The organism is Bartonella sp. AA83SXKL, assembly GCF_042196965.1.
Lineage (GTDB): Bacteria > Pseudomonadota > Alphaproteobacteria > Rhizobiales > Rhizobiaceae > Bartonella.
This window is the reverse complement of the sequence record NZ_JBHIRG010000033.1, coordinates 1-8,135: the sequence shown is the minus strand read 5'-3', so window position 1 is coordinate 8,135 and position 8,135 is coordinate 1. Positions and strand designations below refer to the sequence as shown.

Sequence of the window (8,135 nt, the reverse complement as noted above, 5' to 3'; positions counted from 1 at the left end):
CCTGCTTAAAAAGAAATTTTATTAAAGGCTACTTATCCACAGCCTATGACATGAGGTAAAATCAGCAAAATAGTGAAATTTGCTGTTCGTTTTATGGAAAAAAGACAAATTCGTTATGTGCTTTAAAATATCATAATGAGTATTTTGATAGGTTTTATGGTGAATTTTTCTTATAGGTTTTGAAGGTGTAAAAACCGTCAAAACCCCTTCAAAACGTATATTATTAGTTGAATTTATAGGTTGTGTTATCAATATGAGTTGTTTTTTTAAGATCTGTAAAATCTTAACCTATTGAAAAATAACGTTTTTACTTTTTATCGTTTTTTTATCTAAAAGGGGCAACCCTCAAAACTCAAAACCCCGTCAAAACCTATAGAGGTTGTGTTTTGGATATCTTTGACACAAGATTTAAAAGGACCTCGGTATGTTTCTTCTTTAAAAAATTATAAAACAAAAACCCTCAAAGATACTTTGTAAACCCTCTGTTGGTACGATAAGATCTTTGAAGGTTTTAAGAATAACAAAAGATTACAATGGCTTCATTGTTTGATGCTGTTGTTTTTAACGAAAGGGTGCCATTCATAACGTATGGTAGGGCGACCACCTTGTGAGCTATTTTCACTTGCTATTTGACGAATATGATTGGAACGACATAAGAGCTCTAAAGCTTGCTTAACGGCTCTATTATCTGTTAAACTGATCCAACTTCTTTGATGAATATCACGTAAAGTAAAAACATCGGGTAAATGATCACAGCGCTCGACAATCAATTTTGTCCCCTCTGTTGCTAAGCTATCCGCCGCCGCATAGAGCCTTTTGACATGACTTAACAAATATTTTTCCCATCGCAAGGCTGTTTGAAGGGCATCTTTATTGATTTCAAAACGCCCCCCTTCGGTTAATTCAAAAATCAATGCAAGACTTACTATGGTCTTAGGCATTTTCAAAAGATGCGCTTGTAAGCTTTCAGAAAGGTTATTCTCTTTGGCTTCTTTAAAAATCTTTTGCATCCATTCACGAAAGATCTCTTGAGCTTCAGCAGAAAAACGCATCACAAGAGGGTGTTCAGGAGAACCAAGGGGTTTATATCATAATGAGAACGTATTAAGCTAAGAGGAGATGCCAAATTCTCAAAGGAGAAGTGCAATGCACCTTTACGAGTTTTTTGGACTTCATGATTTTTTGTACAACATTATGCCCCCCCAAGATTATGTGCCCTTAAGCAGCTACAGTCGTTGATACAATATCCTCAGCAAGCATTTGTTCATCTTGCACATATATTTTTAGTATTTTTAATAATTTTTTTTTGGAAGATTTCTTGGTACGGTACGCGATACATCAGTGCTAACGTTCTCTTAAAAAACACCCAGATAATTAATCAGCTTCAAAAAACAACCTTACCAATGAAGTACTAGCTAGAGGGTTGCATGCACAACGCAATAATGGCACACTGATTCCCACAAGCGTGCTTCACATATTGCACGCATAGCCTGTACAGAGTCTACCGCTCCTAAATACTCAAACGTAAAAACGTAATGCTACTGGATCGTATAGTGACCGCAGTTGCACCCTTAAACACCGGTTCCTCCCCATATCATAATGCTTGACAAAAGCATCATGCCATCATAGCAACGGCTTTGCGTAGGGGTCCCACAACATAGTTCTACAAATTGTTGACGCATTGCCAAGCTAACAGTTTTCTTGCCCACCTACGCCAATGAGACCATCACTATCCTCTTTTTGAATCGTAAAACAAAATGATTTCCCATGAGCGATAAACCATCTGCTCAAAGTCCAGCTAGCTCAAACTCATAGCATTCTAAACCTTTAGGCTCGCTCTTCCCCCAAGGGGGCATAGTCAGATATATCACTTCCCTCACCTCTTCACGCGCTGGGATAAAAAAATCTGAAACTACGAGGCAACGCTGCATTTGTATGCAGCGTTGTTGTTAGGAATAAGCTTCTATTGAGATAGTTCTAATGGGAAGCACCCACAGCTAATGGTATAGGGATTAATTTGGATTCTTTCGAAATGCTATATATAAATTTAATGTGCCGCCCCACAACACACCACCAGTAAACCCACTTAAAAGACCAAAAAGAAGGTTAAAATCAAATGCATATTTCAAATCAGGTACAACCTTGAGAAAAACAATCAATGTGAATTTGATGACAAAAGCGATAAGAATAAATGTCAGCGTCAACGGCGTACCAGGCAGAATAATGAAATCCGTTCCCTCTTTGATTTTTAAACGCGCAGTAGCACGCCAGAGCAACCAGCCAACGCCAAAGCCGATCATCAGCCCTGCCAACATTGCGATTGCTCCCCAGCGTGGGAAAGCCAGCTGGTTAATCACATCGCTTGCGCCCAAAAAAAGAAAGACTAACGGCAAGAGAAAAAGGCGGTAAACCTTCGTTTCCCTATCTTTCAATGCGATTATTCCCCTCGCAATGAGAAAAATAAGCAAAATCCAAGCCCATAAAGGGGTTCCGGTCAGAATGTTAAACAATGACATATTATGCTCCATGATGTTTGATGCGATAAAAATATTGCATGATGTTAGGAAGATATTTAGAAAAAAGAATACCAGTACAAATTAAACCCATAGTGATTAACCAAATCTGGGGGGTCCATGTAAAAAAAGCCACTAGAAGACCATTGGCAAAAAAGATGATTACCCAAATCCATGTAATATATTTATTGATGAGATAAAATAGGATATGTTTGCGTTTTTCTTCAGAAACACCAGCACTGGCATAAAAAATGGTAAAGGGTTTCTTTACCAGTAAGCTAATCAATGAAACCAGAGCAAGTGACAGATAGCAAAAAACTGTGGGGTAGTTCAGTAAAAGTGTAGACCATCCAGCGAAATAATTAACAAACAGGACAATAACTGTCAGAATGTTAGTAATCATCACGGGTTCTCCCTGCCGGACAATTTTAATATTCACAGCAATAATGAACAATAAAATCACAGTTAAGATGAGAGAGCGTTCGACAAGAGTTAAAAAGTTTCCATTGATAACCCAGGAGTAAATACTCCACGGAATAAAAGAGATTATTATGTTAAACATGGCGCATCCTCCTTTTTATATTTGATAGAAAACTTACCGCAAGTGCTTCGTTTTTTAGTTTCCGTATGAATATAAAAAACGCCACCCAGTTCACACTCTGTATCCTGTTTAATGGTCAACTGATAGGTATCTCCCGGATAAACTGCTTCAATGAACTTTACTTTTTTCAGCGCAACAGATGCGATATTTTTCGCCCTACCCTGCGTGGACAAAGCCAGAACCATCTCAATCAATAGTGAACCAGGACATACGGCGTGGGAGGGGAAATGTTCCTCAAAAAGCGGGTGATGCGCATTAAAGGAAAAAGTACAAGAATCTCCGGTTACGGAAGAAATCTTACATAAATCGCCTAGTAATGGAAGAGCGGCTTTCTGAGAACACGAGCTAAAGAAGCAGACCTTACTGACCATGATGATTGCCTGCGCAATAACGGCCTTTCCATTGTCATATGTGCTAGCCTTACAGTGAATACGATAGGCCTCATTAATGCGTTCAATATGTCCTTCAACGCATAACCGATCGCTATCAAAATGGGTGGTAGAGAAAAACTGTTCAACCATAACAGGGGGAGATAGCGATAAGTGAGATCCGAGTTTTTAGCCACCATGGTGGCGAATCGAACTGAAAACTGATGCAAGGCTTCGAGTAACAAGCCCTGTTTCAAATAGTTATGGGCTAACTCCCAGTGAGAAATATCGATTTGCCCGCAAGCACGCATCGGTGTGGTTAAGGTGATACTCTGACATATACCCAAGAAATTTGGCTCGGTGTGATGCTTTATAGCCATAATTGGGAGACCTTTTTATATCTTTCTCTTAAATCCTTTGATGATAAACCGAAGGAATGAGCGCTAAACCGCGCTTGATAGTGCGCGAGAAGTATCGGCATACGACAAACGAAAAAAGCCAACAATCCCAGCTCAGGAGAAGCCCGATGTTTGCTCATGATGCTTGCAATTAGAAAATCGACATTGGGTTGCAGTCCTGTATTGTCCGAAATAGATCGCACAAGCGAACTGAAGGGGCACATAGGCACCTGAAAGCGTGAAAAAAAGAAATAAACCCGGACATCCCATTGCATAATCGGGTGACCAAACCTTGGCCAGGGTTTGTCTTTGCAATAATGCGTTACCGCCGCCTTAAGATTCCCGGCTTCAATCTCATGGAGGACACCAGAAAGTCGCATGATAGCATATTTGCAGGCTCCCATATGCGCGGGGACAATGGCACAAAACCCACCGATTAGTGCAGAAATGACGTCGCTCTTGGTACTGATAATAAATCTTACCATGGTGGTTGTGGGTGTCACAATACCAAACCCGCCCAGCAGTAGAGACATGCACCCGCAAAGCACATCAATATCCCAGTCGGAAGAAGCTTCCTTGCTAGTTAATACTAACCAAAAAGCAAGCTCCAAGGTATTGCAATTTTCGATCGCCGGCAAATCGGAAAACTGTTGGGAAGAGCACGCCAATGCAATAATCCACGGCATCAGCAAGATAATTTTAAGACAACAACCGTCGCTTACGGGAGCCATGACCTTACCCTGAGCCGCCGAAACCTCAACTTGCGATAATAACATCATAGATCGCTGCGTTAAACTCAAAGATGGCAATACATTGATCAGTTGATGCATCGCCTGCAGTTTGGCTGTAGGATCCGTCTTTTGCAGTTCGGCGTTAGTATTCTGAATCAGCAGATCCATCTGTTCTTCATTAAAAAGGTTGCCGGTCAGTACAAACCATGCGTTCTGCAAATAACGGTTTTCATCGGCAATATCAATCAAATTACATCCACGAATAAACAATGCGTTATTATCTAAATCATAATTATCAATAACATCATCTGACATGATTTACTCCTGCTGCTCCGGTGACACGCTATAAAACCTGATGTTGACATTTATCGTATGCGAATTCCCTGATACAATTTCATTACACAAATTATCAAGTTGCATTACAGGACTCCCTTGCGTCATAAACTAGCAGGCATTTCCCTCTGGATGAGAAAAGCAAATCGCTATATTCGACGATGGTGACATTAATACGTCCGCGCTTTTTCATATAGGCTTCATAAATATCCGGCAAATGATAGATTTCCTCAGTTAGTTCGGACAAATCAAGGTCGTGAAATACTTCGCAGCAGATTTTAATATCCATAATCTCTTGTCTATCCGCGGATAAAGACAATACAATTTGAACAATTACATCGGGCAACCGTCGATTAATAATTTTGAATATTTTTTCATGGCTAATCAAATTTCCCATGAAATTAAAATCAATAGCATTGCGTTTAATACCTTCAAAATAGAGGTCACCATTTTCAACGGATAATGTGCCCATATCGCCCACGGAATATCTGATAAGTTTGCGCGAGGCATCGGGATCCAGTGATGTCACTAGCAGCCCTCTCTTATCTTCATATTCAAAGAAGAAATCATCGCTGAAGAGCTGGTACCGATTAAGCCGCCCTTCGGCGGACATACCAATGAAACCGCACTCCGACAAACCATATAAACCAATTATCCGCAGATCGTCGCCCAGCATCTCGCGCAGATAGTTTTCATGCACGCTCAGCATCGATTCACCGGTAAAGACCACTTTTTTAATTGCCAATGGAACCTCAAGGCTGAGCATGGCTTCAACGAACTGAACGATGGTGCTGGGCACACCAAACAGTACCGAGAGCCGTATTTCAGCCAGAAACTCGAAATGACTCTTCAGCAGCAGAGCAATATCGCCAACCGGCACAACATGTGCACGGCAATTTTTTAAAATTTCACACGCCAAGTAGTGTAAAGATGAAAACAGATTAATCGTAAAAAGGTTGTCAACAATATCCCCTGGGGAAAAAACCTGCCGCGCGCGCAGGTTACGAATTAAATTGCGCTCTGATGAGCTGATCCCTTCCTTACAGAATTTTAAACGAACGTTGGCCATTTTCATCGCCCCAGTGATGCCGCTTGTAGCACTAATCAGCATCGGTAAGTGTTCACCCGCAGAGTCCACTTGAGTCAAAGAACCACTATCACCAGTGGTCGAATAAACGCGTGTACTTATCCTAACCAAATCGCGGAAAGCAATGTAATCGAGTGCATGGCAGCCAGTTATTGCCGTTATACGTGGTTGCATTTTTGCATACATTTCAGCACAGAAATAATCCATGATAACTCAGACCTTTTTAATGAAAATTGCACAACCCAGAGCTGCTAGACCTTCTCCACATGCCACTGTCCAGCTCATCTCACTAAGATCGCAGCCATATAAAAAATCGGTGATACCGGCTAATGTAAATTTTTCTTCTGTGGACATAGCTGCCACACCGCATTCACGACGTGATTGGTTAAAAACACCCAGTGCTGTTTCTTCTGCATCAGCTAGGGGTTCATGGATGATAATACGACCGCCGCGATCTAAAACACGGCACAACTCCTGTAATCCTTTTTTAGGTTCAGCCCAGTGATGAATTACGGAACGGGCATAAATCATTGAAAAGGAGTTATCGGGAAACGGTAAATTGCTGACGCTGTCTTCAATAATGTTGAATGCATGCTGGTATTTTAACTCAGTACATTTTTTAACACAAAACTGAACCATACGGGGATCAATATCAAACCCGTAAAAGGAATAGTCTGTGAGTTTTTAGAAGCGGTAAAGCTTGAAAAGCATGTAGCCAGTTCCCATGCCAATATCGAGAATTTTTTTCTTCGCAGAAGTAACACCAGATGCTTCTTCCAGAATTCTTTCTATCAAATACGCATTCCACGATGATGTACCTTCAGTAGCATACCTTTCATAGTGCTCAGGGGTGATATTTACCAGTAAATCATTCATCACATATTTCTCTAAATGAAGCTAGTTATGGCATTGCCATAAACTCGTTAAAAACTAACTGGGTATAGAAACGGTTACGTCCTCATATAAGAAGTCATCTAAAATAATTGATTGCAAACATGCATCCAGCAAAACAACGGTTATCACAGATTGACAAAGATAATAGCAGTTACAAATAAACGTCATCCCCTTAAACACAAATGTATTCCCAACGTACCGAAAAACACATCGCGTCCTGTCATGTTCAACTAAAAAATAATCATTTATATCAAAAGTACACGCCGAGATGGCGCATAATGCCTTATACAAGCTCTCCATGCAGCTAAATATTGTGGTGCATAGCCGATTATCCAGCACCTGCCCTGCTGGAAAGTCCGCGCATTTTTCACAGTAATCTAGCATAAATGGCCTCGGTAGTTTTCTTTCTCAATAAATTCGATATCAACCCCGACAGACTGAATCCGCGGATCATTATTAAGCAACATAATACTTTTACTCCGTCCATGGCTCACAGAACTGTATGACATCTTTACATCTGGCAAAATCCGTTTAAATATATCGATAAAAAGTACCTTCGCCATTTCACGTTGCAATATCATTCTCGATGTACGTCTCGTCGATACAGGCAAATAACGATGAAGCCTATCAATAGCTAAAAATAGGTATAAAAAGAATGGCTCACAATGCACAGATAATTATTTGCACGACGATTAACATACACTCTGCTCATATCATGAGCTTTATCTACATGGTACATTTTATTTTCCCTGTATTTGTCGTGGCAATTTTTCTGATATTTACTTTAAATGCATACTGATACCATTTATCAGTCAATAGTTTAGTAATGACTTTAACCTGCTCACTATTTGCCGACATATCAAGGTTGAGATAAAGATCGCCGTTCTGTGCTTTTGAAAAGTAATGTCTTAAACATCCGGCATACTTAATAATGTCATTTGAAATCAGTTGAACTGGGATAAACTTACCATTGTGTTTAAATTCATTAACGGCTCTGGCTATCCAGTAATAGCATTCGGATCCATCTTTAACAAACAGGTCGCCGGAATCAAACCATTCATCACGCGGCTTTAATTGCAAGAAACTATCAACATAACCATCACACGCGAAAGGCGTTTTATAAAACAAACAACGCATTGAATTATAATGATAATTCACTGTTTTGTATGTTGAATGAGAGTCTCGAATAACGTAGGATTCTCTCATTTCA

Annotated in this window: 10 protein-coding genes and 1 pseudogene; all 11 read right to left on the bottom strand. The window is 40.2% G+C overall.

Features of this window, described 5'->3' with window-relative positions; genetic code table 11:
• Positions 1-539: 539 nt before the first annotated feature.
• Entirely contained in the window at positions 540-1,052 is a 513-nt protein-coding gene (locus ACFINO_RS08545) for a DUF3987 domain-containing protein (RefSeq protein ID WP_375655446.1), read from the bottom strand.
• A gap of 519 nt (positions 1,053-1,571) precedes the next feature.
• A complete protein-coding gene (locus ACFINO_RS08540) occupies positions 1,572-1,709 on the bottom strand; it encodes a hypothetical protein (protein WP_155915008.1) in 138 nt (45 codons plus the stop codon).
• Between the two features lie 303 nt (positions 1,710-2,012).
• The gene (locus ACFINO_RS08535) at positions 2,013-2,516 is read right to left on the bottom strand and encodes a DUF6622 family protein (protein WP_074380593.1); all 504 of its coding nucleotides are present in this window, start codon (positions 2,514-2,516) and stop codon (positions 2,013-2,015) included.
• Between the two features lies 1 nt (position 2,517).
• Positions 2,518-3,075 carry a hypothetical protein gene (locus ACFINO_RS08530; RefSeq protein ID WP_375641074.1) on the bottom strand — a complete coding sequence of 186 codons (558 nt, stop codon included), beginning with the start codon at positions 3,073-3,075 and terminating at the stop codon, positions 2,518-2,520.
• Complete coding sequence (locus ACFINO_RS08525; protein ID WP_375655445.1) at positions 3,063-3,635, bottom strand: hypothetical protein; 573 nt, start codon at positions 3,633-3,635, stop codon at positions 3,063-3,065. The genes ACFINO_RS08530 and ACFINO_RS08525 overlap by 13 nt, the downstream gene beginning before the upstream one ends.
• A 217-nt stretch (positions 3,636-3,852) precedes the next feature.
• The gene (locus ACFINO_RS08520) at positions 3,853-4,926 is read right to left on the bottom strand and encodes a citrate/2-methylcitrate synthase (RefSeq protein WP_375655444.1); all 1,074 of its coding nucleotides are present in this window, start codon (positions 4,924-4,926) and stop codon (positions 3,853-3,855) included.
• A 94-nt stretch (positions 4,927-5,020) separates the two neighbouring features.
• Complete coding sequence (locus ACFINO_RS08515) at positions 5,021-6,238, bottom strand: hypothetical protein (RefSeq protein WP_375655443.1); 1,218 nt, start codon at positions 6,236-6,238, stop codon at positions 5,021-5,023.
• 6 nt (positions 6,239-6,244) lie between these two features.
• Positions 6,245-6,694 (bottom strand): annotated as a pseudogene (locus ACFINO_RS08510) (class I SAM-dependent methyltransferase); the annotation flags it as partial.
• Between the two features lie 21 nt (positions 6,695-6,715).
• The gene (locus ACFINO_RS08505; protein WP_375655442.1) at positions 6,716-6,907 is read right to left on the bottom strand and encodes a hypothetical protein; all 192 of its coding nucleotides are present in this window, start codon (positions 6,905-6,907) and stop codon (positions 6,716-6,718) included.
• A 395-nt stretch (positions 6,908-7,302) separates the two neighbouring features.
• Complete coding sequence (locus ACFINO_RS08500; protein ID WP_375655441.1) at positions 7,303-7,488, bottom strand: hypothetical protein; 186 nt, start codon at positions 7,486-7,488, stop codon at positions 7,303-7,305.
• A gap of 163 nt (positions 7,489-7,651) precedes the next feature.
• Positions 7,652-8,135, bottom strand: a 484-nt coding sequence (locus ACFINO_RS08495) for a hypothetical protein (RefSeq protein ID WP_375655440.1), incomplete at its 5' end; no start/stop codon positions are given.